We start from the raw sequence: 25,129 nt of genomic DNA on the forward strand, positions 1-25,129 counted from the left end.
AGCTTAGTGAGTTCTCCCGCCGAGTCTGGGCGTATCGCTTAGGCAGTGCTGACAACCGCATGGCGGCGTCCTAAAGCTAAAATGCGAGGGACTACTGCCGAAGCTGAACGGGAAACAACCATGACTACCCTTTTGGGGATTGCGGGCGTCGTGCTGTCATTGCCCGCATGGGCGGTATTTCTGCACGGGTGCTGGCGCATTGTCCGCTTCGTCTCCCAGGGCACGCCCACCACCACTCGCACCGATCGCCCCTTTAGCCGTGCCTTCCAGGTGCTGCGCAAGGTGTTCGGGCACGGCGAAATGATGCCCAAACCCGCAGTGGCGATTGCCCACTGGCTGGTGATGGTGGGGTTCTTATTTGGTGTGGTGGTCTGGTTTGAGGCCTATATCCAAACCTTCAATCCCGCCGGCGGCTGGCCGTGGCTGCATGAGCTGCGCGTCTACCGGCTGCTCGAGGAAGTCCTCGGGCTGGGCACGGTCGTGGGCATTCTCTTTCTGTTCATCACTCGCCTGCGCGTGGGCCGCGCGAACCGCGTCGATCGTTTCTATGGCTCGAACGCCACCGCCGCGCATTTCGTGGAGGCAGTGGTCTTCCTCGAAGGCCTCGGTATTCTGCTGGTCAAGGCCGGCGCCATCGCTACCTATGGCGGCTATTCGCCGTGGACAGACTGGGTGACCGGTCCCCTATCCCAGCTACTGCCGGCCGCACCGCTCATGGTCAGCGGTTTCGCCCTGTTCAAGCTGCTCACCGGCATGACGTGGCTGATCGTGGTGGGACGCAACCTGCATTGGGGCGTGTCCTGGCACCGCATCCTCGCGTTCTTCAACCTTTTCTTTACCCGCAACTACGACGGCAGTCCCTCCCTTGGCGCGCTCAGCCCCCTGATGGATGGTCCGCGCCCTCTCCGGCTCGCCGATCTCGAGCAGAGTGAGCCTGCCTGCCTCGGCACCGGCACCGTCGGCGATGCCTCGTGGAAGATGCTGCTCGATTCGGCCACCTGCACCGAATGCGGCCGCTGCCAGGCGGTGTGCCCCGCGTGGAACACCGAGAAGCCCCTCTCGCCGAAGCTACTCATGATGTCGCTTCGCGACGCCGCCCTCCACGCAGATCTCACCCCAGAGGACAGCCACGACGGCGTGGATGTGCTGAAGCTCGTCGGCGCCAACCAGGCGGTGACTGAGGATGTGCTGTGGTCGTGCACCAACTGTGGCGCCTGCGTTGAGCAGTGCCCCGTGGATATTGAGCACATCGACCACGTGGCCAACCTGCGCCGCTACCAGGTGCTCGAAGAATCCGCCTTCCCCTCCGAGCTGACGGGACTGTTTAAGAACCTGGAGAACAAGGGCAACCCGTGGGGGCGCAACTCCCGCGATCGTCGTGCGTGGATTGAGCGCGCCCGCAAGGACGGCATCGAGGTGCCGATCTTTGGCGAGGACGTCGCCGACTTTTCCGACACCGAATACCTGCTGTGGGTGGGCTGCGCCGGCTCCCTCGACGAGGACGGTGTGGCAACCTCGCGCGCCATTGTGGAACTGCTGCATACGGCCGGGGTGAAGTTCGCGGTGCTCGCCCAGGACGAAACCTGCACCGGCGACCCGGCGCGCCGCGCCGGCAATGAGCTGCTCTTCCAGACGCTCGCCGAGCAGAATGTGAGCACTCTCAACCAGGTGTTTGATGGTGTGCCGCCGCGGCAGCGCAAGATCATCACCAGCTGCGCCCACTGCTTTAATACTCTGCGCAATGAATACCCGGACTTCGACGGCCACTATGACGTGTTCCACCACACCCAGCTGCTCAACCGCTTGGTGCGCGAGAAGCTGATCACCCCGGTGCCCCGCGGCCCAGAGAACCGTCGCCCCCTCACCTACCACGACCCCTGCTTTTTGGGACGCCATAATAAGGTGTTTGATCCGCCGCGTGAGCTGCTCGCGTCCACCGGTATGGAGCTACGGGAGATGCCGCGCAACCGGGACGATGGCTTCTGCTGCGGCGCCGGTGGCGCCCGCATGTTCATGGAAGAAAACATCGGCCAGCGCATCAGCGATAACCGCGCGGCCGAGGCCGTGGCTACCGGCGCCGAGACCATCGCTGTGGGCTGCCCCTTCTGTAACACCATGCTGGGTGCCGGGGTGAAAGCCACCGCCAGCAAGCAGGCCACCGCCCCCGTGATCAAGGATGTCGCCCAGCTGATGCGCGATTCCATCACCATCGACGGTGCCCTGCCGCCCGCTCGACCCAAGGCCTTCCTCGAGCGGCCCACCCGTGTGGCCGCACCGCGGTCTGCTACGAAGAACGCACCTATCCCCGGCCCTGAGTCGCCCGCCGCCGAGGATGCGGGGAAGACCCCGGCTACCCCAATCCCTGCCGCGCCAACCCCAGCGGCACCCAAGGCTGCAACTCCACCGGCAGCACGGCCCGCCGCGCCCACTCCAGCGACGCCGAAGGCGGCCAGCCCACAGGCTGCGGCACCCCAAGCAGCCGTCCCCGCCCCCGCGGTGCCGAAGCCCTCGGCGCCAACCCCAGCAGCCCCAGCAGCGCCCCGACCCGCAGCCCCGGTGGCTGCAACGCCGAAGGCAGCAGCACCCAAGGCCGCGGCTCCCCAGCCGGCGGTGCCCCAACCGGCGACGCCACAAGCAGCAGCGCCAACACCCGCAGTTCCGAAACCTGTGGCGCCGACTCCTGCAACACCGAAGGCCGCAACTCCTCAACCTGCTGTGCCCAGGGCAGCTACACCCCAAGCGGCAGCACCCAAGGCAGCTACTCCGCAACCCGCAGTACCCCAACCGGCGACGCCGAAAGCAGCAGCGCCAGCGCCCGCAGTTCCGAAACCTGCGGCGCCGACTCCTGCAACGCCGAAGGCAGCTACTCCCAAGGCGGCAACGCCCCAAGCGGCGGTGCCCACGCCGGCCACGCCGAAGGCTGCAGTGCCCAAAGCCGCAACACCCAAGCCTGCAACCCCGAAGCCAGCAACTCCGCAACCAGCTGTCCCGCAGCCTGCGGTGCCCGCGCCTGCCGCCCCCACACCCGCCGTGCCACAACCGGTGACGGGCCGGGATGCGTCGACAAGCGCACAGCGCGACGACTCCGAGGACGGCACGGAGACATAGCCGAGGCGGCTGGGTACAGTCGTTGCTATGTCGCTCGAAACTGCCCAGCCGGTAGCCCCTATCCGCTCTGTCTACGCCCTCCACGGTTTCCATAGTTCGCCACAGAAGCGTTTGTTTCAGTGGCTGAAGCTGGAGGGGATCATGCGCGGCGCCGTGCTGGATGCGGTGGCTTTTCCCTCCCCCGATGCGCCCGTGCCGAGCCAGTGGCAGGATGTGCTCGACCGGCAGCTGCCGGAACTCGATACCTCGATGGGGCTGGTGACGCATTCCCTCGGCGGGATCACGGCGCTGCGCTATCTCACGCGCGACACCTCTGAGTGGTCGCTGGGGACGTTGGTGCTTATTGCCCCCTTTGCCCGCCCCTATGAAGGCACACCTGCGGAGATCCGTGCCTTCTGTGAGGAGGTGGAGTGGGAGAAAATTCGTGACCGGGTCGCCTCTATCGCGGTGATTCGCTCCGATAATGACTCCCTCGTGCCCGCCGCAGCCAGCGATGAGGTGGCCGCCCATCTCGGCGTGGAACCGACCATCGTCGCAGGTGCCGGCCATTTCCGTGATAGTGAGAACGTGGTTCAGGTGCCCGAGATCCGCGACGCCGTGTTCCGTTCCTAACCCCTAGCGCTTATCGACGCCACCCTCCGTGACCATCGGCGATTCTGCCCCACAGATTCCCCGCAGCACTTTCCTGCGCCGGAGGCCAGTGGCATGATGGAACAATGAGCAATGACACCCATCAGCCCCGCGACGAGCGTCGCCCCGACGTGAAACGCCGCGAGTTCGACCAGTCCGAGAAACTCAAAAACGTCCTATATGAGATTCGCGGTCCGGTGGCGGCGGAGGCCGAGCGCCTCGAGATGGATGGTCACCGCATCCTGAAGCTGAACACCGGCAACCCCGCTGTGTTCGGTTTCGAAGCCCCGGACGTGATCATGCGCGACATGATTGCCGCACTGCCGAGTGCCCAAGGCTATTCCACCTCCAAGGGAGTGATCCCGGCGCGCCGCGCGATCGTGACACGCTATGAGATGATCCACGGTTTCCCCGAGTTCGATGTCGACGATGTCTACTTGGGCAATGGTGTTTCCGAGCTGATCACCATGACCACCCAGGCGCTGTTGAATGATGGCGATGAGGTGCTCATCCCCTCCCCGGATTATCCCCTGTGGACGGCCGCCACCTCCCTCGCCGGCGGCACCCCGGTGCACTATCTGTGCGATGAGGAAAACGAGTGGCAGCCGTCGATCGAGGATATCGAGTCCAAGATCACGGAGAAGACCAAAGCGATCGTGGTGATCAACCCGAATAACCCCACGGGTGCGGTGTACTCCCGTGAGGTACTGAATAAGATCGCCGACATCGCCCGCGAGCACCAGCTGCTGGTGCTGGCCGATGAGATCTACGATCGCATTCTCTATGAGGACGCTCAGCACATCTCCATTGCCTCCTTGTGCCCCGATCTGCTGTGTATCACCTACAACGGCCTGTCCAAGGCCTATCGCGTGGCCGGCTATCGCGCCGGCTGGATGGTGCTGACCGGCCCGAAGGATCACGCCGAGGGCTTCATCGAGGGCCTCGACCTGCTGGCGGGAACGCGCCTGTGCCCGAATGTGCCTGCCCAGCACGCCATCCAGGTGGCGTTGGGCGGACGGCAGTCCATCTACTCCCTCACCGCGGAGGGCGGCCGGCTGCTGCGCCAGCGCAATGTGGCCTATGAGAAGCTCAACGAGATCCCCGGTATCTCCGTGGTCAAGCCCATGGGTGCGCTGTACGCGTTCCCGAAGATCGACCGCAATGTCTACGACATTCACGATGACACCAAGTTGATGCTGGATCTGCTGCGCAAGGAGAAGATCCTGATGGTGCAGGGCACCGGCTTTAACTGGCCGGAGCCCGATCACTTCCGCGTGGTCACTCTCCCCTGGCCCAGCGAGCTGGAGGAAGCGATCGACCGCCTCGGTAACTTCCTCGCTAGCTATAAGCAGTAACGTAGCGGCGGCCGCCTATCGCGGCGTCGCCTCTCGCCCCGTCCACTCCGCCGCGCGCGGGATGGGCGGGGTTGCTGCTGTCGGTGATTGTTCACCGGGGCGGCCCCGCCCACGCCGCGCTGCACTGGTGCGGGGTTATTTCCTGCACGGCAGGAAGGTAGTCTTTTCAACTATGGGCAGACACTCGCGGCATTCGGAATCCAAGCGATCAGCCAGCAGCGCCGGTAGCACGGCGCGGTTCAGCATGGCACAGAAGATCCTCGCTGGGGCTTTGGCGCTGACTGCACTATTGACGGTGATCGGCACCGTGCTGCTCTGGCCCTCCGCTGAGAAGCCGAGCATCGCTGAAGGGTTCAGCCTCTCCGTTCCGCTTGCACACAAGCAGGTCGATGGCACCGTCGCCGTGGTCCAAGAGGGGGCGTGTGATTCGCCCGGCTCGGGGCAGGTGTTTGAAACTGCCCCGGCGGCCGCTCCCGCCGCCCCCGCGGCGCCACCACCCGCACCCAATGGCCCCGCGGCGCCTGGGGCGCCGAGTCGTGATTCCGCCCGCCCCGTCGAACCGAACCACACCTGTACCCACTCGATCGTGGATCTCACCTCCGGCGATGACGCTGGGATGCGCACATTACTCATCACCAATAATCTGCCTGGCGATCCGGCGCTTAAGGTGGGCGACCAGATTCGCATGCTGGTTAACAACACCCCCACCGGTGGCACCCAGTATGCATTCTCGGATTTTCAACGCGGGACCCCGATCCTCCTCTGGACGCTTCTCACCGCCCTCGGCTTTGTGATTATCGGCGGCTGGCGCGGCATGCGGGCGCTGGTGGGTCTGGGCGTGACCTTGGCCGGTATCGCCGTGTTCTTGCTGCCCAGCTTGCTGCGCGGCGGTGATCCGCTGTGGCTATCGGTGGTCACCGGCTCGCTCGTGTTGTTCATCGTGATCTACCTAGTACACGGTTTGAACTGGAAATCCTCGGCCGCCTTGGGTGGCACCCTCACGGCGTTGCTCATAGCAGCGCTGTTGGGCCGCTATGCGATTAGTACCACCGGTATTCGCGGCCTAGGCGATGAGGACAATCTGCTGATTCAGCTCTACCTGCCCGATGTGACGGTTCCGGGGTTGATGTTGTGCGGCTTCATCATCGGCGCATTGGGCGTGCTCAATGACGTGACCATTGCCCAAGCCTCCACGGTGAACGAGCTCTATGAGCTCAACCCGCGCAACACTCCATGGCAGGTGTTTACCTCCGCTATGCGGGTGGGGCGCGACCACATCGCCTCGATGGTCTACACCCTAGTGCTGTCCTATACCGGCGCGGCGCTGCCGCTGCTGCTGTTGCTCTCTGTGGCGGATCGCCCGCTGAGCAACACTCTCACCTCGGACATTATGTCCACCGAGCTCATGCGCTCTGCCGTGGGTGCCCTCGCCCTCTGCCTGGCGGTGCCGATCACCACCGGCATTGCGGCCTTGACAGTGGGGCCGCACCGCGAGGATGAGCAGAGCCGAGGCTACCAGGACACTATCGCCGAGGAGGCCGCGAGCGCCTAGCGCCTCTTTATACCGATCCCGGCTCCAAGCTGGGGCGCCCCAGCGCATGCACGCTCCACCCTGCCGCCGCCCACGCCTGCCGATCCATCACATTGCGGCCATCGACTAGCCGTGGGGTGCGCACCATGGCTGCCGCCTCCCGCGGATCGAGCTCCATAAACTCCGGCCACTCAGTCGCCACCACCACGCAATCGGCGCCTGCCAGCGCCTCGCGCGCATCGTTTGAATAGTGCAAGGTGGGAAAGATCGCGCGGGCATTATCCATGGCCTGCGGGTCATAGACACTCACTTCCGCCCCGCCCAGCGACAACGCACCCGCCACAGCGAGGGAAGGAGAATCGCGCACATCATCGCTGTGTGGTTTAAAGGCGCAGCCGAGCACCGCGATATTCTGCCCGATCAGCGATCCGCCACACGCTCGCTTGACTACCTGCACCAAGTGATCGCGACGGCGCATGTTGATGGCATCGACCTCGCGCAAAAAGGTGAGCGCCTCATTGGCGCCGAGTTCGCCGGCGCGGGCCATAAAGGCGCGAATATCCTTCGGCAGGCAGCCGCCGCCGAATCCCAAACCGGCGTTCAAAAAGCGCCGGCCAATGCGGTTATCGTAGCCTAAAGCATCGGCCACGTCGGTGATGTCCGCACCCGCAACCTCACACACTTCAGAGACGGCGTTGATAAAGGAAATCTTGGTGGCGAGGAAGGCATTCGCCGCCACCTTCACCAATTCCGCCGTCGCCAGATCCGTAACAATCAACGGGGTGCCCGCTTCGAGGGCCTGGGCATATATTTCTTCCACCACGGCGCGAGCCGAGGAATCAGGGCGCGCCATGCCGAGCACGATGCGATCCGGGGTGATGGTGTCGTGCACCGCATAGCCTTCCCGCAAAAACTCCGGATTCCAGCACACCTCCACGCGGGCGCGGTCCCCGGCGAGATCATCCGCCATTTTTTGCAGGCGCGCCGCGGTGCCCACTGGCACGGTTGATTTCCCGATCACCACATGATCGCCCTCGAGATGCGGAACCAGTTCACGCAGCACCCCCTCCACTGCCGAGGTATCGGCGGCAAAGGAACCCTTGGCCTGCGGGGTGCCTACTGCGATGAAATGAACATTCGCCTGGGCCGCCGCGCTCATGTCGGTGGAAAAGCGGAGCCGGTCATTGTCGATGGCGCGGCGCAGAATAGCGCCTAGCCCCGGCTCATAAAAGGGCGCTCGCCCCGCCGATAGCGCCGCGATCTTGTCTTCATCAATGTCCACGCCCACCACGGAAAAGCCAAGCTCTGCCATGCATGCCGCGTGCGTTGCCCCGAGATACCCGGTGCCCAGTACTGAGATGTTCATGAGTGTTATTCCTAGCTCAGGTGGGTAAACCACCGCTGACAGGGCGCTAGCCCGCGCATGAATGCTTGCTTACAAGCGTATTCCCCCATGTCACAGCACAAAGACCCTACCCCATGTGGCGGGGCAGGGTCTCAGGCAGGCATGGTGTGTATCTAGAACACTTCCTGAGTGTACTCACGGGCGATCTTCGCGGGATCCTCCTTATCGGGACCCACATTGCGCTTATTCAGCTCAGTGAGTTTGTCCGTCGTGAGCGTGCGGTTGACCCAGGCAATGGTCTCTCGCGCCTCGCGCCCCAGCCGTCCCTTGGCCATCAGCGGCACAATATTCTGCGGCAGGATCATACCCTTGGGGTCATCAAGCATCACCAAATCGATCTCCTCGCCCTCGCTATTAAGCACGGGGGAGGTGGTATAGATATCGGCGATCGTGGCCGCCCCATCGCTCAACGCCTTCACCGTCAGCGGGCCACCACCATCGGAGATGGCCTTGAATTCCATGGAGGATTCTTCCACGCCATAAATCTCGGCAAGCCCCTTCGGACCATAAGGACGCTCGGCGAGCTCCGGGTTGCCCGCAACAATAATCTCCGGGACGGAGCGGAGATCCTCGAGGCTCTTCAAGTCATATTCCTGTGCCACCTCGGGGGTGACGCGATAGGAATCTTTCGACTGCGCCTCGGCGGCCTCGCCCACAGCGAGATTCTTGGGAGTTACCTCCTTCAACGCGTCGAGCACGTCCTCGCTGGACATGCCCACGGTCACAGCGTCCTCATCGCCAGCCAAGTACATCGCTAGGTTTCCGGAGTACTCGGGCACCAGGTCGATGGATCCTTCCTCGATTGCCTTGATGTAGACCTCGCGGGAGCCGATGCCGGATTTCACCTCGACATCGATGCTCTGCGTACGCAGCGCCTCCGCCCAGAGCTGTCCAATAAGCTCCGACTCCGGAAAGTTCGCTGTGCCGATAACGATGGTGCCGCGGTCTCGGTCCGAGTTCTTCTCGCGGTCCGAGTCCTGTCCATCGAGGGGATCATTGCCGGCTCCGCAGCCGGTCAGTACAAGGGCGGTCGCGCTCACGACAGCAGTCATGCTCGCAAAACGTGTATTGAAGTTCATCTGCTCTACCTTCTTTAATAATTCTCTTGTGGAGGGCTAACTACTTCCACAGTACTAAGTTCACCTGAGTGATGATCCCTGCACATGAGGGTTACACGCGCGACACAGTCGCACCTACGGTCACGTTGCGATACCCTGCGTCCACCGGCTGCGCGCACATAAAATGGATCTCTACCCACGGGGATATCGGTGACCGAGAAATGGAAGCCACGCCCGCCGCTGATAGACGGTGAACGAAATATTCATGCGCTCGCCACACTGCAGCACAACTGCTTAGTTTAACAGCCGCTGAGTTTTATTGTTAGAGAAATTACTTTTGAACAGCGCAGACTCGCCACGAAGCCACTACGGCTACGCTCGCGAGCAAAGGGCGCCCTGCCAAACCTCGCCGTCTAAAGGTAGCGACGTACCGAGGTGACAGCCTAGGTGCGCGGACGGGCAGTGCGTTGAACCACAGCAAGAAGCATGTCCACTATCCATGCCAGTGCAATCACCAGAATGGCTCCTGCGAGCATCTGCGGATAATCCCGCAGGGCCAAGCCGTCGATAAGCGGACGGCCGAGCCCACCCAAACCGATATAGGCCGCTACCGTTGCGGTGGCGAGAACCTGAACGGTGGCGGAACGTATTCCTCCGATGATTGTGGGCAGCGCCAGCGGCAGATGCACGGCCCGTAGCGCCTGCCAAGGGGAATGCCCCATGGCTACAGCCGCATCCACCACACTGTGTTCGATGGCTGCGATACCGGAGTAGGCCCCCGCAACTACCGGCGGTACCGCGAGAATCACCAGCACGATCACCGCGGGAATCGTGGGCATAGAGATACCGAGGGGAATAATCAAGGTCAGCCATGTGACAAGTCCCAGAGTCGGCAGCGCGCGCAACGCCCCCAGAGCGGCGACGATGCTGGTACCACTCCGGCCGGTACGGTGGGCGCGTACTCCCAACCAGATACCCACGGGCAACCCAATCGCGAGCGCGAACACCATGGTGAGCAGGGTGAGTTCCATATGCTCCAGCACCCGCACACCAAAACCGGAGGATCCAGACCAATACTGAGCGCTGGTGATCTGTGCAAAAGCATCTGCTACAGGGTTCATTAGCCCACACCCCCTTGCTGGGAGGTACGCACCCATGGTGTACTCATCCGACCGATAGCCACGATAATGAGATCAAAAACCACGGCCAGCACCACGGTGCCGATGACCCCTGCCAGAATCTCGGTGGGAAAGGCCCGCTGGAACCCATTGGTAAACAAGGTACCGAGAGACTGCACACCGATGAGCGCGCCTACCGAAATCAGCGAAATCGTGGAGGCAGACACCACCCGCAGCCCAGCTATCAGCACCGGCAATGCCAAGGGAAATTCCACCTGCAGCAGGCGCTGGCACCGGCTATACCCCATGGCTTCTGCGGCCTGAACCGGCGCCTCGGGCACCGAGGCGAAAGCATCTGTAGTACTACGAATCTGCAGGGCCAGCCCATAGAGAATCATCGCCACCACCACGTTCACTGGCGATAGCACCGAAGTTCCCAAGATCAACGGCATCACGATAAAGAGCGCCAAACTTGGCACCGCATAGAGCAACCCCACGACACCGATGAGAAGCTCCCGCGCGGCTGGATAGGACCGCTGCCAAAAGCCAAAAGGCAACGCCAACACAAAACTGGCCACAACCGCCGGCAGCGCCAACATTGCATGCTGGCCTGCGAGGCCCGCGATATAGCCCACATTATCCACTATCCATGACAGACTCATCTATCCCACGATCCCTTGGACCCGGCCGAGGTGATCTACCACGATCTGCTGCCCATCACGCTGCTCAATGTGCACCGTGTTGGTGTGCATGCCCAGGAAGTTTTTCACAAACTCATCGGCGGGCTCGCGCACGATCTCCGTGGGGGTGCCGACCTGCGCGATCTCAGCGGAGGTACGCAGCACCACCACCTGATCGCCCAGCGCAATAGCCTCCTGCATATCGTGGGTCACCAGCACAATCGTCTTATGCAGGCGTTGCTGTAGATCAAGCAACTGGTCTTGCAGCTCCCGCCGCACCAGCGGATCCACAGCGCCAAAGGGCTCATCCATGAGCAAAATAGCGGGGTCGTGAGCCAGCGCCCGCGCCACCCCGACGCGCTGCGCCTGACCGCCCGAGAGCTCACTCGGGTAACGATCAAGCAATCCCGTGTCCAGCCCGAGCAGCGTCAATAGCGGTGCAGCGAGTTCGCGCCCTTCGCTTTTCGACGCCCCCTCGAGGCGCGGCACCGTGGCGATATTATCCGCAATCGTTCGGTGGGGGAGCAGACCCGAAGCCTGCATGACATAACCGATGGAGCGTCGCAGCTCGACGGGGTCATGATCTGCCACCGAGTTGCCGTCGATAAGCACCCGACCGCTGGTGGGCGTGACCATCCGATTAATCATGCGCAACAAGGTCGTTTTTCCAGAACCGGAGGAACCCACAAAAACGGTGGTTTTGTCGCTCGGGATCGATAGCGAGAAGTTACTGACCGCGGGGGCGGTGTTATCCCCCTCACGGGCTGGGTAGGTTTTAGTGACGTTCTCGAACGTGATCATAGAGTCCTCGTGCTAGCGCACGCGCCGTGTGGGCGCGGCCTAGCGGAAGTTTAAGTATGCCTTCGACGGCGTTGGCCCGCGTTGCCCCTGGTATTTAGAGCCGAGCGCACTCGAACCATAGGGCACATCGGCGGGCGAGGTCATCTTAAATAACGCTAACTGTCCCACTTTCATTCCCGGCCACAGCATGATCGGCAGATTGGCCACATTGGACAACTCGAGGGTGATGTGCCCATCAAAACCGGGGTCGATAAAGCCGGCGGTGGAGTGGGTGAGCAGACCCAAGCGGCCTAAGGAGGATTTTCCTTCGAGCCGCCCTGCGAGATCGCTCGGTAGCCGGAAACGCTCCAGCGTGGCACCCAGCACAAACTCGCCGGGGTGCAGCACGAAGGGCTCATCCTCCTCGACCTCGACCAAACTCGTCAGCTCATCCTGCTGCAGCTTTGGGTCGATGTGCGTATACCGCGAGTTATTGAACACACGGAAGAAACGATCCATGCGCACGTCAATGGACGAGGGCTGAACAAGCGTCTCGTCATAGGGGGTAATCCCCAATGCCTGTGAATCGATGGCGGCGCGAATGTCATGGTCAGAAAGAAGCACGTTCGCAAGTGTAGCGGGTACGCGGCACAGAAGTCAGAAAAATAGCGGCCCGCTCCGACCACGGCAGTTGGTGGAACCATAAAACGTGGTGCTACACTGTGAGCTTGCAACTCAGGTACGGGAAGGCAGATGCGCGGCCCCTATGTGGCCGAGATGCACGCTATGCCCTACCCCTGCTGAGCAGCACTGCCGATGTAGTTCAATGGTAGAACATCAGCTTCCCAAGCTGAATACGCGGGTTCGATTCCCGTCATCGGCTCCACATAAACACCCCATTGTGATACCCCGCCTGGTTTGGCTGGACGACGTATCGGAAGGGGTGTTTTTTGCTTGTTGCGGCCGGTTCCCTAGCGCTGGTACGGCACCCGCTATATCGGCGTGTTGGCCCGCCGGGCGCATACCGATACACCGAATGTGCACGGCATTGTTACCTAGCTGGCCTATCGTGGTGACAATGTAGCCTAGATGTATCACCACGCCGCCGGCGCAGATTACTCCACACATGGGTGAGGAACGATGATGCAGGAAACGATGACATGGCCCTCATTGAGACAACTGAGAGGACGGCTGATCATCCTCCTCGGCGCCATTGCTATGGTGTGCGGCTGTGCGAATAACGATGCTCCTATGCACTCTGAAAAGATCGTCGACTGGACGAAATATGAGGTCACTGGGGCCAATGAGGTGACTTTCACTGTCACCACCGGCGATCCGAAATGTTTTGGACTTCGAAGCGCAGTGAAGGAATCTCAGGATTCTCTCGAGGTGGCAATCGTAGAGGGTGTTCGCCCGAACCCACCGAAAGAATGCACCGCAGTAGGTCGGATCGAAGAAATTAGTGTGACGACTGAATTTCCAGCACGCAGCTTGGACATTCGCACTATGCCACCGGAGGAAGTCGGACTTAATAATCAACCATCGTGGGAGTACACCACCAATGGACTACACCGGTGTAGCTCATGCACTGTGCGGGATATGCCTACATGACCATCGGGTTCTTCGCGGAGAATACAGCCCCTTCTTTTCCTCAGCATGTCTCCGCTATCGATCTATCTGGGAGTTCTTATCAGTGCTCTAGTTGCCTACCGTAGGTGCGATAGCGCCGGATGGCCGGGGGAACTATTCCTTGCCATAGGCACACGGGCGGCGAAGCCGCGGCGGCGTGCCGGCGGCTCATACCTCATCTTCTCTGTACGTAATTTATGTCCCCTCGCACAGGTACGCATGCTGAATTTGGTCCGCTGTTAAGCCCAGATCCTCCAGATGTACACGGCTATAGCAGCTGAAGTCATTGTCATCCTTGCCATCTGGGTTGATCGTGTGCCACGAGTCCCCGCTCCAGTGGGCAATGTGCACAGACCCCGTGTTCGGCCTCCCATAACGGGCAAAACTCTCATCGCAATACAGCACGCTCAGACCCCCTACCCAGTCCACGTCTGCGCGTAGCTTGTCCATGTCACACCTCTGCGCAAGAGAGATAGTGGGTTCGCCTTCCGCCTCCTGCTGCGCCTGCTGCTCCTGCTGCGCACTAGTGCTGGCCGGTGCGGCAGAGCTGCGGCTACGAGCACTCGTTTCGGTGATAGTTTCCGTGACGGTGACAGACTCGGTGACAGACTCGGCCGCAGACTCGGAGGCAGTCGAGTCTTCAGAGGAGGACGGCAAAGCGGAGCAGCCGGCCATAAGTATGAGCGCGCTACCGCCGCCAAGGATGGTTTTCCAGACAGGAGAAATGCTCAGCATGATCTCAGCTTAAAGTCCCGAGCCGGCATATGCCCCACATACGGCGTCATCATTTCCCACGTGCATCGTGAAAGCAACTACTCGACACAGAGCCAGGAATAACGCAGCGCGACACGTCACCCCAGATGGCACATTCCGCACATACACTTACCCGCATTGGGGACATGTCCCTATTGTTTTTCTCGCCCTCATCTACCCCCGTATGGCAGCGCTTCGGAGCACCCTGAGCGCCACACACGGCACTCAGTGGCAAAAAACACACATATGCATGCCTAACCTCGCCACCAGCACAAATATTTCTGGCAGACACAGCATTTCTCGCGCTACAGACCTATATGCTTAGGCTAACAGTTCCTCTTGCAGGGAATATGGCAAGCCTTTGCTATTATCTAAGACGCCCATGTGGGACTCTTATATATCCCACATTTTGTACGCCGCGCGCAGGCCTATCAATGTGGCCGCAATCGTCACATGGACACGCTAAGCGCACAACCCTAAGGAACGACCATATGCGCCGTTTAACCGCCACCATCGTCGCCGCTGCGGTGGGCCTCTCCCTGGCCAGCTGCTCCAGCGGAGGTGACGCCCCCGAAGAGTTCGATAAGGACTCTCCCGATGTTGTGAATGTCTACTCCTCCCGCCACTATGACGTGGACAAGGAGATCTACGATCGCTTCGAAAAAGACACCGGCATCGAAATCAACGTTGTCGAGGGCAAAGCTGACGAACTGATCGAGCGCGTCAAGCGTGAGAAGTCCAACCCCGCAGCTGACGTGTTCCTCACCGTGGGCGCCGAGTCCATCTACCCCCTCAACGAGGAAGGTATTCTTGGCGAGTCCATGACCCCCGAGATCGAGAAGTCGATCCCCGAGAACTTCCGCGGCGACAACTGGATGGGCATTGTCTCTCGTGCCCGCGTGCTCGCCTATAACAAGGAGACCGTGGATCCGGAGGAGCTTAACTCCTACGATGCGATCACCGACCCGAAGTTCGAGGGCAAGGTGCTCGCACGCTCCTCCAGCTCCTCCTATAACCAGGCTCTGCTGTCCTCCTTCGTCGCCCTGAACGGCGAGGATGAGGCCAAGGAGTGGGCTCAGGGCGTGGTGGATAACTTCGCTCGCGACCCCAAGGGCAATGACCGCGACCAGGCCAAGGCAGTGGTTGCAGGCGAGGGCGACGTCGCCATCATGAACTCCTACTACTGGGCACTGATGAACCGCTCCTCCGATCCCGAGGAGCGCAAGGTCTCGGAGCAGATCGGGCTTGCTTTCCCCGAGAACACTCACCTGAACATCAGCTACGCTGCAGTCCTCGAGGGTGCGAAGCACGCGGACAACGCCAAGACCTTCCTCGAGTTCCTGGCCAGCCCGGAAATCCAGGAACTGATCGCTGAGGAGAACGGCGAGTTCCCGATGAACCCGGCGGCCAAGCTTCCTGAGATCCAGGCATCTTGGGGCGAGTTCACCCCGCAGGATCTCGACTTCGCCACCTTCGGCAAGGAGCGCCCCGTCGCCACCCGCATCTTCGATGAGGTTGGCTGGCAGTAGTGTTCCGCCTCTCCACTCCTGTAAATAGAAAGCCGGAGTAAGTGACGGCCAAACGTTTCGTGCCTGCCCGCGGGCAGGCACCTTGGCTCGTGCTGAGCCTGACGGTAGTAGCGCTCATGCTACTACCGCTTCTTGGCATTTTGTCAGGCCTTCTTTCTCCTGTATCCGACACTTGGCGGCATATTCAGAACACGCTGCTACTCGGCTATATCAAGGAAACCACGATCGTGGTTCTCGGCGTGCTGGTGATTACCTGTTCGCTGGCCTCCGCGCTCGCGTGGTTTATCACTGCCACTGAGTTCCCCGGCCGGAGGTTCCTCAGCATCGCCCTCGTGGTGCCGCTGGCAATCCCGCCCTATATCGGTGGCTACACCTATGTGGCCATGACCAGCTACACGGGCACCATTCAGGTCTTTGCCCGCGAAAGACTGGGCATTGATATCCCGCCCTCGCTGATGGACATTCAAAATGTGCCCGGCGCCATCGTGATGTTCTCGCTCTTCCTCTACCCCTATGTGTATCTGGTGGTGCGAGCCTTCTTGGATCGCCAAGCCGGTGGACTCATCGAGGCCAGCCGCGTGCTGGGCGCGGGCCCCATCCGCACCTATTTTCAGATCATTCTGCCGCTCACCCGCAATGCGGTAATCGCGGGCGCCACCCTGGTGGCCTTCGAGGTGCTCTCGGACTATGGCCTCTCGCAGTACTTCGGGCTGAATGTCTTTACCACCGCCATCTTTAAGAGCTGGCTGGGTTTTCAGGACGTGAATTCGGCGCTGAAACTCGCGGGCATTCTGCTGCTGGTGGTCACAATCATCAGCGTCGGCGAGAAGGTGATGCGCGGTTCCCGCTCTGCAGCCTATTCTTCGGGCCGAGTCACGCCCATTACTCGCCGCACCCTGCAGGGCCCCAGCAAGTGGCTGGTCATGCTGCTGGGCTGGGGAACATTGGCGTTTGCCCTGCTCATCCCGGTGGCACAAATGACCTATTGGGCCATTCTCTCGCTGCCCAATATCCGCACCGAGGGGATGCTCGAGGATGCGATCACCACCGTGTGGGTCGCCGGCATCGGCGCGGCACTGACCACGGTATTCGCTGTCATTGTGGCGAATAACCAGCGGCTGTGGCCCTCGCGGGTCTCGCGCTTTTTGGCCCGCATCACGGTGATGGGCTACTCGGTGCCCTCCACTGTGATCGCCTTGGCGATCCTATCGGTGGCACTGTGGATCGACTCCCACTCGCCGCTGCAGCTCATGCTCTCGCCGACGATCGTGATTGTGGCCTATGTGATCCGCTACCTGGCGGTAAGTATGCAATCGGTGGAATCCGGTTTCGAGCGCACCGGCGTGCGCTTCCACGAATCCGCCCGCATGCTGGGCACCGGCCCGACGCGAGCATTCTTCCGCGTGGACATGCCCATGATCTCCACCGCCCTAGTGGGAGCTTTCCTCTTGGCGTTCATTGACATGGTGAAGGAGCTGGCGATCGTGCTGATCCTGCGCCCCTTCAACTTCTCTACCCTCGCCACGCGCGTCTTTGAGTATGCCAATGATGAGAAGATCCCGGAGAGCTCTCTGGCCTCGCTCATGATTGTTCTCATCGCCGCCTTGCCGCTGCTGGTGTTGTTGTGGCGACAAAAAACCACCACTGCGCCCAGCGAGGACGACAGCTCCGCTTCTTCCGCACAGCTTGAAGGGTCTACCCATGACTAATACTTCCTCCTGCCCCACGATTACGCTGCGCGATGTGTGCTTCAGCTATCCCGGGTCTGAGACTCGGCAGTTGGATAATTTCAATCTCGAAGCCCCCGCTGGGGAATGCACCGCGCTCCTAGGGCCCAGTGGCTGCGCCAAAACAACGGCGCTGCGCCTGATCGCGGGCCTCGAGCAGCCCAGCTCGGGATCGGTGTATATGGATGAGACCCTGCTGGCAGGCCCGGGGGTATTTGTGCCCCCAGAAAAGCGCGCCATTGGCTTGGTATTCCAAGACTATGCGCTCTTTCCGCACCTCACGGTGCGCGCCAATATTGCTTTCGGTCTGCGCAAGATGAACCGCGCAGACACCAAGGACCGAGTGCAGGCCATGCTCGCCGCGGTCGGCCTCGAGGGCTACGACAAACGCTACCCGCACGAGCTTTCTGGTGGGCAGCAGCAGCGCGTAGCGCTGGCGCGTGCCCTCGCCCCCTCGCCGCGGGTGCTGCTGCTGGATGAGCCCTTCTCTAATCTCGACACCGCCCTCCGCGGCCAAGTGCGCGATGAGGTAGCCGCCATCATCGAGCAGTACAGCGTCACCAGCGTGTTGGTCACCCACGACGAGCAAGACTCCGCCCGTCTCGCCCAGCACACGGTGCGTATGACGCCCGTGGGGAGCTAAGCCTCCAAGGAGGCGTCGATAAGCGGCGCGGTGGCCTTAGACCATCCGCCGCTGCGCGAGCCACGACACCACGCTTGTCGACGCCTTCCACAGCACAAGCCCTGCGAGGAAGCAGAGCGGCACCGTGATGAACTCGCTCAAGGGCTGAGCCAGAATGTCGAACTGGATCAGATAGATATACAGCGACGCCGAGGCGATCAGCCCCACTGGGCGCACGATCGCGCATGGTACCGGCAGGCGCACCTCGGAGAGCAGAATCGCGCTCACCACCATCACATATATCCACTGGGTGATGTATTCGAATAGCGTCACCGAGCCGGCCACGAGAATGGCCGCGGCGATGAGCTTCTGCCGGCGGCTGCGCGCCTGCGAGATCATGATGCCGGCAGCAATGAACCAGATCGCTCCCGGCGGCTCGAATCGGGTCTGGACGATATCCCACGCCCCGACGGCGAAACGCAAAATGAGAAATAGGCCAGTGAGCACACAAGCTGTCACGAAAGGCTCGTGGCGGTAGCGGCGATACACCGCAGGGATGGCCAACAGCCCCATGATCATCATCAAGCCCAGTACATAGGACTCGATAAACCACAGGGATCCACTGGCGCCTTCACTGGGGAATAACCAGTGGATAAAGAGCAGGTTACTCAGGCCATATCTGCCTGTGGTCGCCATGCCCACCAGCACCAACAGCACTGTGGGCAGCACCACCGCTAGGAGGGAGCGGGCCGTGGCACGCAGGCGCGTGGTCGAGCTCAGCATAGTCAGGCCAAAGCTACCTAGGGCCACGCCGGCGATCACCAAGAGGGAGTGGGCGCCGCCCATCAGGAAGGTAAAGGTGGTGGCGTGGCCCAGCACGATGGTTATGGCGCAGATGGCGCGCAGCACCAGCGAAGAATCAAGCCAGATCAGCGAGGACGGCGCCTGGCCCTCAGCTCCACACTGCGTGCCTGCGGCCGCTGCTGAGCTGTGCTGGGATCCTGCATCGTCGAGCAGCTCCGCGAGGGGAATATGGTGCCAGCCGGCGGGCAATTCCACCCCGGCTCGGGCAAAAGCCATCGCCACCGGCACAAAGCTCATGGAACTGCCGCCATTGTCCACGAAGGAGAGATCACGGCGTACCGCGCTCGGCACGGTGCCGAGGGCCTGGGCGATGGCCTCGATCACCGACTCCACGCCCGCGGCGCTGGCAGCGGGCTGTGTTCCAGTGTCCTGGGGAGCGCCGGCGGCGGCATCGGCCAGCTCCGCGCAGCGGCGGCGATCAAGTTTGCCATTATCGATCAGGGGGAAGGTGGGCACAACCACCACGCGGATGAAGGCTGGGGTGAGCCCAGTGCGGGCGCAGAGCTCCCTTTCGATCTCTGCGGCATCGGGTTCTTCCTGCGAGGTTTGTTGATCTACCGCCACGCGCAGGGCGGTATCATCGCCGGTCACGCAGGCGGCGAGGCCCACATCGGCAAGCCAGCCTCGCACCTGCTCGCAGGAGATGCGCAGGCCCGCGAGTTTCACGAAGTCCGAGGAGCGCCCAGTGATGCGCAGGATCTCGTCTGTTGTGGGCGAGTCCACCGGCACCAGCTCTCCCAGATCACCGGTATGAAGTTCCTCAATGGTGCGGCCGGTGCGCAGATCCTCTGGGCATTCGGCGTAGCCGAGCATGACCGAGGGGCCGCTAAAGATGAGCTCACCGGATTCGCTGATCCGCATGGAGTGTCCGACCAGCGGCGCGCCGGCCGCCTCTGGATAGTCGGCCATGAGCTCCGGCGGCATGATACTCATGCGGGCGGTGGCCTCGGTTTGGCCGTACATCACTCGGAAATCCGTGTCGTGTTCGGCCAAAAAGCTGTGCCACCATTGCACATCGGATGTATCCAGCTTGCCGCCGGCCTGGTACACCAGACGCAGTTGCGTCAAGCACTGGCCGCCATCGGCGGTGCGCAGCACCTGCAGCATGTGCGGCACCACGCCCACATTGCTCACTCCATAGCGCTGCAGCGCCGCAGCGAAGTCCGGATCCGCCACCGAGCACTCCTCCACGGCGATACTCGCCCCGCAGAAGAGATGGGAGTTCAGCACGGACAGCCCGAAGGAGTAGTGCAGCGGCAGCAGGGTGATCGCGCAGTCCTCGGCCTGCAGCCCCAGCCCCTGCACGATGGCGTGGGCATTCGCCCGCAGATTCTCCAGGCTCAATTTCACGAGCTTTTTCGCCCCCGTGGAGCCCGAGGTAGACAAGAGCACCGCGATATCGGGGTGCAGGGGCTCTCCCGGCTGTTCCTGGCGCGGCAGCAGCTGGCCTGTGGCCGGATCGATGCTGGCCGCGGGGCAATAGGTGCGCAAAATCTCCGCATAGGGGCCATCATCAGCATCGGCGCTTGACCCCGCTGTGTCCGCGGTGAGCAGGATCGGCATCTTCGCCGCCAGCGCCGCGAGATATGACACCACAGCCTCGAGGGTGGGGCGGAAGGACAGGTGCAGCAGAGTGCCGGGCTCATAGCTCTGCAGGAATTCCTCCGCACGCCGCTGCGTCGCCTCCTCGAGCTCCCGATAGGTGAGCTCGCCAGAACTCGTGCGCAGGGCGGTATCGGTGGGGCGATACGATCCAGCCACTCCTTCCAGCAGCGGCGCAGTGCGTGCGAGGAACACAAGATCTCCTTCCACCGTGCCCCTGCCCGCGCCACCCCTCGATCGGCGCAGGGCGAGGCGCTGGTGCATAAGAGAGGCACCCAGCTCGTTCTCAGTTAACCCTAAAATAACCTAGGTAAGGCGTTCCTGCCTAAAAGTGTCGGGAAGGTTGCACACTTCTACGCCGGCGGCACCCCGCCGTTTGTGGACATCTCAGCATGACAGAGACGGCCACCCCAGTGCCGTTTTATGCATGTGTTCATGCCCACTCTCCTGCCTCGCTACCCGCCCATGCTTATCGACGCAGTCCTCGCGGCCCCGCCCCTCGCCGCACGCAATGGCTGAGGATGGGTGCCTTATCTGCTCGCGGCTGTGAATTTCCGAGCCACGAAGGCAAAAAGTGCGCCCGCAACGTTGTGCCACACGGCGGCGATCGCGCCAGGGATGGCCGCCTCGGGCGAAAAGAACTTCGCCGACATGCCCGAGGCCAGGCCTGCGGACTGTGTGGCGACCTCGATGGCGGTGGTGCGGCAGGCTGGCTCCGGCATCTTTAGTACCCGCGCCGAGAGGTAGCCGAGAATATAGCCCAGCAGGTTGTGCAGCACCACGGCCACGAACACAATCACGCCCACATCCACGAGCTTCTCGGACGCCTTCGCCACCGAGGGGAACACCACCACACCGATGCCGAGAATCGAGAGCCATGGCAGCGCCGGTAGGATGCGATCAACGAAGCTAGTGAAGAAGAAACGGACGAGCAGCCCGCCGATAACGGGAAATAGCACAGTTTGGGCGAGCATCCAGGCAATGCTGGGGCCATTCACGGGTGTTTCAGCATCAGCCAGAGTCAACATAATGATGGGCGTGACGAGCGGAGAAAGCAGAGTAGACACCGATGTCATCGCCACCGACAAGGCCACATCTCCCTTTGCTAGGTAGGCGACCACATTTGAGGCAGTGCCGCCGGGCACCGAACCCAGCATCAACAGTCCCACCGACAGCGCCGGATTCAACCCCAAGAGCTTAGCGACAGCCACCGCAATGAGGGGCATGATCACGAATTGTGCAACCACCCCGATCACGATCGGCCACGGTCGACGTACCACTTCTTTTAAGTCTGGGACGGTGAGAGTAAGCCCCATGCAGAACATAATGAAGATCAGGGCTGGGGTGATATAAGCAGCAATCGGTGCGACCGGCTCGGGAAAGAGAAAGGCAAACACCGCCCCTGCCAAGATAAAGGCAGGAAATGCCCACACCGCGATAGCCGCAGAGCGCTCCTCTGCGGCTATCGTTTGCGCCCCTACTCCATACTGATCTGCATCCTTATTCTGTCCATGCATGTTCTCACTATAAGAGATGCAGCTTCTACTATGCGGGATTACCTCGGAGATAGTTGCCGCTCCGAGCATACTTCCTGCTCAGGGCAGGTCGATCAGGTGCACTCAATCCCTCCACCCGTCTCAGTCGCTCGCGCCGGCTGTCGATACCACCACCGGAGAACCATCGACATGGTGGATATCTACCCGCGCCCCGTAGAGCTCGCCTATGCACTCAGAGGTAAGCACCTCGGAAGGGGTTCCCGTGGCCACGATGCCCCCCTCGTGCATAACGATCATGCGGTGGCAGTAGCGGGCCGCGAGATTGATGCCATGCAGCACCATCACCACGGTCAGTCCGGTGCTCGCATTCCGCTGCGCTACCGCTTCCATCAGGGCCACGTGATGCGTCCGGTCGAGATAGGGGTTGCCTAGGCACGTCGTTCCAGTAGCTAGCTAGGAAAACGATCCAGTGTTCAGTATGGGAACGGCGATGTCCACGGTGCCAACACGGGTGTCGAGGTTGCGGTGGCAGTATCCATTGCACTGATTGATACGCGCGTCGCCGACGATAGCGTAATTGGCGCCGCAGATCTGGTCAGCCTGGGCCGACAGGATCGGGTTGATGAACTTCTGTAGCATCACACACATCAGGTCCGGCGAGGCTTGAGCCAATAGCTGGCCGAGGTAAGTGGTCGGGTCGACAGAATAGAGGCCAGCGACCCTCCCGGTGCCCCTGTCGAGGAAGTGTGGTTACGGCCCCGAAAGGCACAGCAGTGGTCGCTTCGTGCATTCATAAGCACCGACGCCGATATAAAGATACACCACACTAAAAGACGCAACCGATGACATCCCCACGCACGCGCTTGGCCATGGTCTAGCGGTCTCACATCGGTGGCATCTCGCTGTCATGATTTTTGCCAAAGAAGATCTAGCTAACTGCCTAGCGACAGGGGAACCGTATATTGCTTACGACATGTTCCACCTTTCAACTAGATAAACCCGGCGTCGCGCAGAGCCTTCAGATGACAATCAGCCTGCTGACGGGTGATGCCTACTTCCTGACCCACGGTTCGCCCTGACGGAGCCTTTCCTGCCTGCGTCAAGATGTCCATCGCCGTCGCTAACACCCGTCCACGAGTACCTTTCCATTACTCTGTCGGAGTGCGTGTGCCGCTTGGAGCTTCTTACGCTCTGCCTGCGCATATTCGCCTTGCGAACCTGTTTTCCAGCGTTGTGCGGCTTTCTTCCCGCCTCTGCACCTCTTGCCACCTAGGCAGCCAGTTTCGCTCACTCCTCTCGCCGTGGCGGATGCGCCGCCGTCCGCGAGACGCCCCGGCCACGAATGCGACCGGCCGCCCCTGCCCCTCCCGCCGCACGGGGGTACCACACGGGGGTGGACAACCTGAGAAGCATAGCTAAGGGCACCCTTCACAGACTTTGCTAACGTAGCCATGTTCAGCAAGGACCCCTTAATGAAAATTGGCACAGTCAAGCGTTCCTGAGAATCAAGCAATAGTCATTCACAGTTATGGCAGACACACTGCCCCCGGTGGTTTGGTGGACCTCACACCCCGCCGCGTCCCCACCGAGGCCAGCACCAATGCCCCTCGACCACGCGAACCCTACCCCCAAGGAGTGGTTGATATGTCCGATACATTCACCGCCGCAGTAGCCACCGAGTTTGGCCCCAACCTCACCATCAGCGAGATCGATCTACCCAGCCCAGGCCGCAATCAGGCACTGGTAAAGCTACACACCTCCGGCATTTGCCACACAGACCTTCATGCCGTAGAAGGCGACTGGCCAGTCAAGCCCGGCCTACCCTTCGTTCCCGGCCACGAGGGCGTGGGCGAAGTGGTCGCTCTCGGCGAAGGCGACCACGCCGATATCGAGGTCGGATCCATGGTGGGCAATGTGTGGCTATGGTCCGCCTGCGGCACCTGTGAGTTCTGCCGCACCGGCCGCGAAACCTACTGCCCCAATGCCGAATACGGCGGCTACACTGTCGACGGCTCCTTCGGCCAGTACATGTTGGTCGACACCCGCTACTGCGCCCGCATCCCCGAGGGCGCCGACCTCCTCGAGGTTGCACCCGTACTCTGTGCCGGCGTCACGGTGTACAAGGGCCTAAAGGAAACAGAAACCCGCCCCGGCCAGTTCGTGGTGATCTCCGGCGTGGGTGGCCTCGGCCATATCGCCGTCCAGTACGCGGTCGCGATGGGCATGCGCGTGATTGCTGTCGATATCGCAGAGGACAAGCTGGAGCTAGCGACAAAGCACGGCGCCGAGTTCACCGTCAATGCCCGCGAGACAGACCCCGGCGAGGCCGTACTGGACTACACCAAGGGCGGCGCGCACGGCGTGCTCGTCACCGCCGTGCATGAGGCGGCCTTCGGCCAAGCCATTCACATGGCGCGCAAGGGCGGCACCATCGTCTTCAACGGCCTGCCCCCGGGAGACTTCCCCGCCCCGATCTTCGACATCGTGTTCAAGGGCCTGACCATCCGCGGCTCCCTCGTGGGCACCCGCCAAGACCTCGCGGAAGCACTCGACTTCTACGCCCGCGGCTACATTCACCCCACCGTGAGCGAGTGCGCCCTCGAGGACGTCAACGACGTCTTTGAGAAGCTGCGCCACGGCGGCGTCGACGGCCGCATGGCCATTCGCTACTAGCAACTCACGCCGCACACCGCTCGGCTAGGAGGTGGGCGTCGACAAGCGCACAGAGATGCGCATCGACGCCCACCTCCTCCATGTAGCCCCAGACCACCACCATTCCCTAGGCCGTGTGGGCATAATCACAAACGGGCATATGCTTGTCGAACGGGCGCCAGAGGGCAATTAGTCACAATAAGTGGAACACCCCCTTTCGGATGAAGATAGAGCCGCACTCTTGAACCGCCTCCCATAATCGGTTCACCCACCTCCCTTACACTCCCAGCTCACTCCCTTGCGCTACCCCCTCTTCCCACATCACAACACACGTTGGTGTGGGTTATGTCTATGCGTCAGCTATGGCGAACAACTGGCCGCGTTGCAGGTAGATTCCACTTTATGGCTAGAATCAAAGACTCATTAAGGAACTTAAGCTACACCCGTTGCGTTAAGGGTTGTGGATACTACGGGGCGGATACTGCGAGGCACGCGAGCGATGAATCGTCTCGACACGGAGTCGTCCTCGTGCCAGCAGCGCCGGCCCTGCTGCGCTAGGCGCAGCAGCCTGTGGCGCCCCTCGCCGCCGT

General features: G+C 61.6%; 19 protein-coding genes, 1 tRNA gene and 1 pseudogene. 9 read left to right on the forward strand and 12 right to left on the reverse strand.

Annotation, left to right across the window (positions count from 1 at the left end):
* Positions 1–120 precede the first annotated feature (120 nt).
* The 4 genes from GBB11_RS08475 (at position 121) to GBB11_RS08490 (ending at position 6,645) form a co-directional block, all read left to right on the forward strand.
* Positions 121–3,108: a (Fe-S)-binding protein gene (locus GBB11_RS08475; RefSeq protein ID WP_151549623.1), complete on the forward strand. Its 2,988-nt coding sequence runs from the start codon at positions 121–123 to the stop codon at positions 3,106–3,108.
* 27 nt (positions 3,109–3,135) lie between these two features.
* Positions 3,136–3,720 (forward strand): alpha/beta hydrolase, encoded by a 585-nt coding sequence (locus GBB11_RS08480; RefSeq protein ID WP_151549624.1) that lies wholly within the window; start codon positions 3,136–3,138, stop codon positions 3,718–3,720.
* 104 nt (positions 3,721–3,824) lie between these two features.
* On the forward strand, positions 3,825–5,093 hold the full coding sequence (locus GBB11_RS08485; protein ID WP_151549625.1) for a pyridoxal phosphate-dependent aminotransferase: 1,269 nt from the start codon (positions 3,825–3,827) through the stop codon (positions 5,091–5,093).
* Positions 5,094–5,337: 244 nt separating this feature from the next.
* Positions 5,338–6,645, forward strand: a complete 1,308-nt coding sequence (locus GBB11_RS08490; RefSeq protein WP_225979206.1) for a YibE/F family protein — start codon at positions 5,338–5,340, stop codon at positions 6,643–6,645.
* Between the two features lie 7 nt (positions 6,646–6,652).
* Here GBB11_RS08490 and GBB11_RS08495 read toward each other — a convergent pair whose 3' ends face one another.
* The 6 genes from GBB11_RS08495 to dcd form a co-directional block, all read right to left on the reverse strand.
* Positions 6,653–7,990: a UDP-glucose/GDP-mannose dehydrogenase family protein gene (locus tag GBB11_RS08495; protein WP_192796354.1), complete on the reverse strand. Its 1,338-nt coding sequence runs from the start codon at positions 7,988–7,990 to the stop codon at positions 6,653–6,655.
* 152 nt (positions 7,991–8,142) lie between these two features.
* Positions 8,143–9,081 carry an ABC transporter substrate-binding protein gene (locus GBB11_RS08500; RefSeq protein WP_151549627.1) on the reverse strand — a complete coding sequence of 313 codons (939 nt, stop codon included), beginning with the start codon at positions 9,079–9,081 and terminating at the stop codon, positions 8,143–8,145.
* 449 nt (positions 9,082–9,530) lie between these two features.
* Positions 9,531–10,208 carry an ABC transporter permease gene (locus tag GBB11_RS08505; RefSeq protein WP_151549628.1) on the reverse strand — a complete coding sequence of 226 codons (678 nt, stop codon included), beginning with the start codon at positions 10,206–10,208 and terminating at the stop codon, positions 9,531–9,533.
* On the reverse strand, positions 10,208–10,867 hold the full coding sequence (locus GBB11_RS08510) for an ABC transporter permease (protein WP_151549629.1): 660 nt from the start codon (positions 10,865–10,867) through the stop codon (positions 10,208–10,210). The genes GBB11_RS08505 and GBB11_RS08510 overlap by 1 nt, the downstream gene beginning before the upstream one ends.
* Positions 10,868–11,686, reverse strand: coding sequence for an ATP-binding cassette domain-containing protein (locus tag GBB11_RS08515; protein ID WP_151549630.1), 819 nt, complete (start codon positions 11,684–11,686; stop codon positions 10,868–10,870).
* Between the two features lie 39 nt (positions 11,687–11,725).
* Entirely contained in the window at positions 11,726–12,289 is a 564-nt protein-coding gene (gene dcd, locus GBB11_RS08520; protein WP_151549631.1) for a dCTP deaminase, read from the reverse strand.
* A 188-nt stretch (positions 12,290–12,477) separates the two neighbouring features.
* On the opposite strand from dcd, the gene GBB11_RS08525 reads away from it, so the two are divergent.
* Positions 12,478–12,551, forward strand: a tRNA-Gly gene (locus GBB11_RS08525).
* A 938-nt stretch (positions 12,552–13,489) separates the two neighbouring features.
* Here GBB11_RS08525 and GBB11_RS08535 read toward each other — a convergent pair.
* Positions 13,490–14,029 carry a hypothetical protein gene (locus tag GBB11_RS08535; protein ID WP_151549632.1) on the reverse strand — a complete coding sequence of 180 codons (540 nt, stop codon included), beginning with the start codon at positions 14,027–14,029 and terminating at the stop codon, positions 13,490–13,492.
* A gap of 509 nt (positions 14,030–14,538) precedes the next feature.
* Between GBB11_RS08535 and GBB11_RS08540 the strand changes: the two genes are divergently transcribed.
* From GBB11_RS08540 to GBB11_RS08550, 3 genes are read left to right on the forward strand one after another with little or no spacing between them, the layout of a single operon-like run.
* Positions 14,539–15,576, forward strand: a complete 1,038-nt coding sequence (locus GBB11_RS08540) for an extracellular solute-binding protein (protein ID WP_151549633.1) — start codon at positions 14,539–14,541, stop codon at positions 15,574–15,576.
* Between the two features lie 41 nt (positions 15,577–15,617).
* Positions 15,618–17,285 carry an iron ABC transporter permease gene (locus tag GBB11_RS08545; protein ID WP_151549634.1) on the forward strand — a complete coding sequence of 556 codons (1,668 nt, stop codon included), beginning with the start codon at positions 15,618–15,620 and terminating at the stop codon, positions 17,283–17,285.
* Positions 17,278–17,946: an ABC transporter ATP-binding protein gene (locus tag GBB11_RS08550; protein WP_151549635.1), complete on the forward strand. Its 669-nt coding sequence runs from the start codon at positions 17,278–17,280 to the stop codon at positions 17,944–17,946. Before GBB11_RS08545 ends, GBB11_RS08550 begins: the two co-directional genes overlap by 8 nt.
* A gap of 36 nt (positions 17,947–17,982) precedes the next feature.
* Here GBB11_RS08550 and GBB11_RS08555 read toward each other — a convergent pair whose 3' ends face one another.
* From GBB11_RS08555 to GBB11_RS11070, 5 genes and pseudogenes are all read right to left on the reverse strand, one after another.
* On the reverse strand, positions 17,983–20,586 hold the full coding sequence (locus tag GBB11_RS08555) for an AMP-binding protein (protein WP_192796355.1): 2,604 nt from the start codon (positions 20,584–20,586) through the stop codon (positions 17,983–17,985).
* Between the two features lie 335 nt (positions 20,587–20,921).
* The gene (locus GBB11_RS08560) at positions 20,922–21,908 is read right to left on the reverse strand and encodes a bile acid:sodium symporter family protein (RefSeq protein ID WP_151549637.1); all 987 of its coding nucleotides are present in this window, start codon (positions 21,906–21,908) and stop codon (positions 20,922–20,924) included.
* A 120-nt stretch (positions 21,909–22,028) separates the two neighbouring features.
* Positions 22,029–22,286 carry an ABC transporter ATP-binding protein gene (locus GBB11_RS08565; RefSeq protein ID WP_151549638.1) on the reverse strand — a complete coding sequence of 86 codons (258 nt, stop codon included), beginning with the start codon at positions 22,284–22,286 and terminating at the stop codon, positions 22,029–22,031.
* A 60-nt stretch (positions 22,287–22,346) separates the two neighbouring features.
* A pseudogene (locus GBB11_RS08570) lies at positions 22,347–22,559 on the reverse strand (transposase); the annotation flags it as partial.
* Positions 22,560–22,876: 317 nt separating this feature from the next.
* Positions 22,877–23,014, reverse strand: coding sequence for a hypothetical protein (locus GBB11_RS11070; RefSeq protein WP_192796416.1), 138 nt, complete (start codon positions 23,012–23,014; stop codon positions 22,877–22,879).
* A 517-nt stretch (positions 23,015–23,531) separates the two neighbouring features.
* On the opposite strand from GBB11_RS11070, the gene GBB11_RS08580 reads away from it, so the two are divergent.
* Positions 23,532–24,560 (forward strand): zinc-dependent alcohol dehydrogenase, encoded by a 1,029-nt coding sequence (locus GBB11_RS08580; RefSeq protein WP_151549639.1) that lies wholly within the window; start codon positions 23,532–23,534, stop codon positions 24,558–24,560.
* The last annotated feature ends 569 nt before the right edge of the window (positions 24,561–25,129 follow it).

The sequence above is a fragment of the Corynebacterium sp. 74A genome (assembly GCF_008930665.1).
GTDB classification, from domain to species: Bacteria; Actinomycetota; Actinomycetes; order Mycobacteriales; family Mycobacteriaceae; genus Corynebacterium; species Corynebacterium megadyptis.

Coding starts and splice junctions, on each gene's coding strand:
- GBB11_RS08485 (WP_151549625.1), top strand. CDS start 3,825: ATGAGCAATGACACCCATCAGCCCCGCGACGAGCGTCGCCCCGACGTG.
- GBB11_RS08515 (WP_151549630.1), bottom strand. CDS start 11,686: ATGATCACGTTCGAGAACGTCACTAAAACCTACCCAGCCCGTGAGGGG.
- GBB11_RS08475 (WP_151549623.1), top strand. CDS start 121: ATGACTACCCTTTTGGGGATTGCGGGCGTCGTGCTGTCATTGCCCGCA.
- GBB11_RS08550 (WP_151549635.1), top strand. CDS start 17,278: ATGACTAATACTTCCTCCTGCCCCACGATTACGCTGCGCGATGTGTGC.
- GBB11_RS08535 (WP_151549632.1), bottom strand. CDS start 14,029: ATGCTGAGCATTTCTCCTGTCTGGAAAACCATCCTTGGCGGCGGTAGC.
- GBB11_RS08480 (WP_151549624.1), top strand. CDS start 3,136: ATGTCGCTCGAAACTGCCCAGCCGGTAGCCCCTATCCGCTCTGTCTAC.
- GBB11_RS08560 (WP_151549637.1), bottom strand. CDS start 21,908: ATGCATGGACAGAATAAGGATGCAGATCAGTATGGAGTAGGGGCGCAA.
- GBB11_RS08490 (WP_225979206.1), top strand. CDS start 5,338: ATGGCACAGAAGATCCTCGCTGGGGCTTTGGCGCTGACTGCACTATTG.
- GBB11_RS08580 (WP_151549639.1), top strand. CDS start 23,532: ATGTCCGATACATTCACCGCCGCAGTAGCCACCGAGTTTGGCCCCAAC.
- GBB11_RS08505 (WP_151549628.1), bottom strand. CDS start 10,208: ATGAACCCTGTAGCAGATGCTTTTGCACAGATCACCAGCGCTCAGTAT.
- GBB11_RS08500 (WP_151549627.1), bottom strand. CDS start 9,081: ATGACTGCTGTCGTGAGCGCGACCGCCCTTGTACTGACCGGCTGCGGA.
- GBB11_RS08495 (WP_192796354.1), bottom strand. CDS start 7,990: ATGAACATCTCAGTACTGGGCACCGGGTATCTCGGGGCAACGCACGCG.
- GBB11_RS08510 (WP_151549629.1), bottom strand. CDS start 10,867: ATGAGTCTGTCATGGATAGTGGATAATGTGGGCTATATCGCGGGCCTC.
- GBB11_RS08540 (WP_151549633.1), top strand. CDS start 14,539: ATGCGCCGTTTAACCGCCACCATCGTCGCCGCTGCGGTGGGCCTCTCC.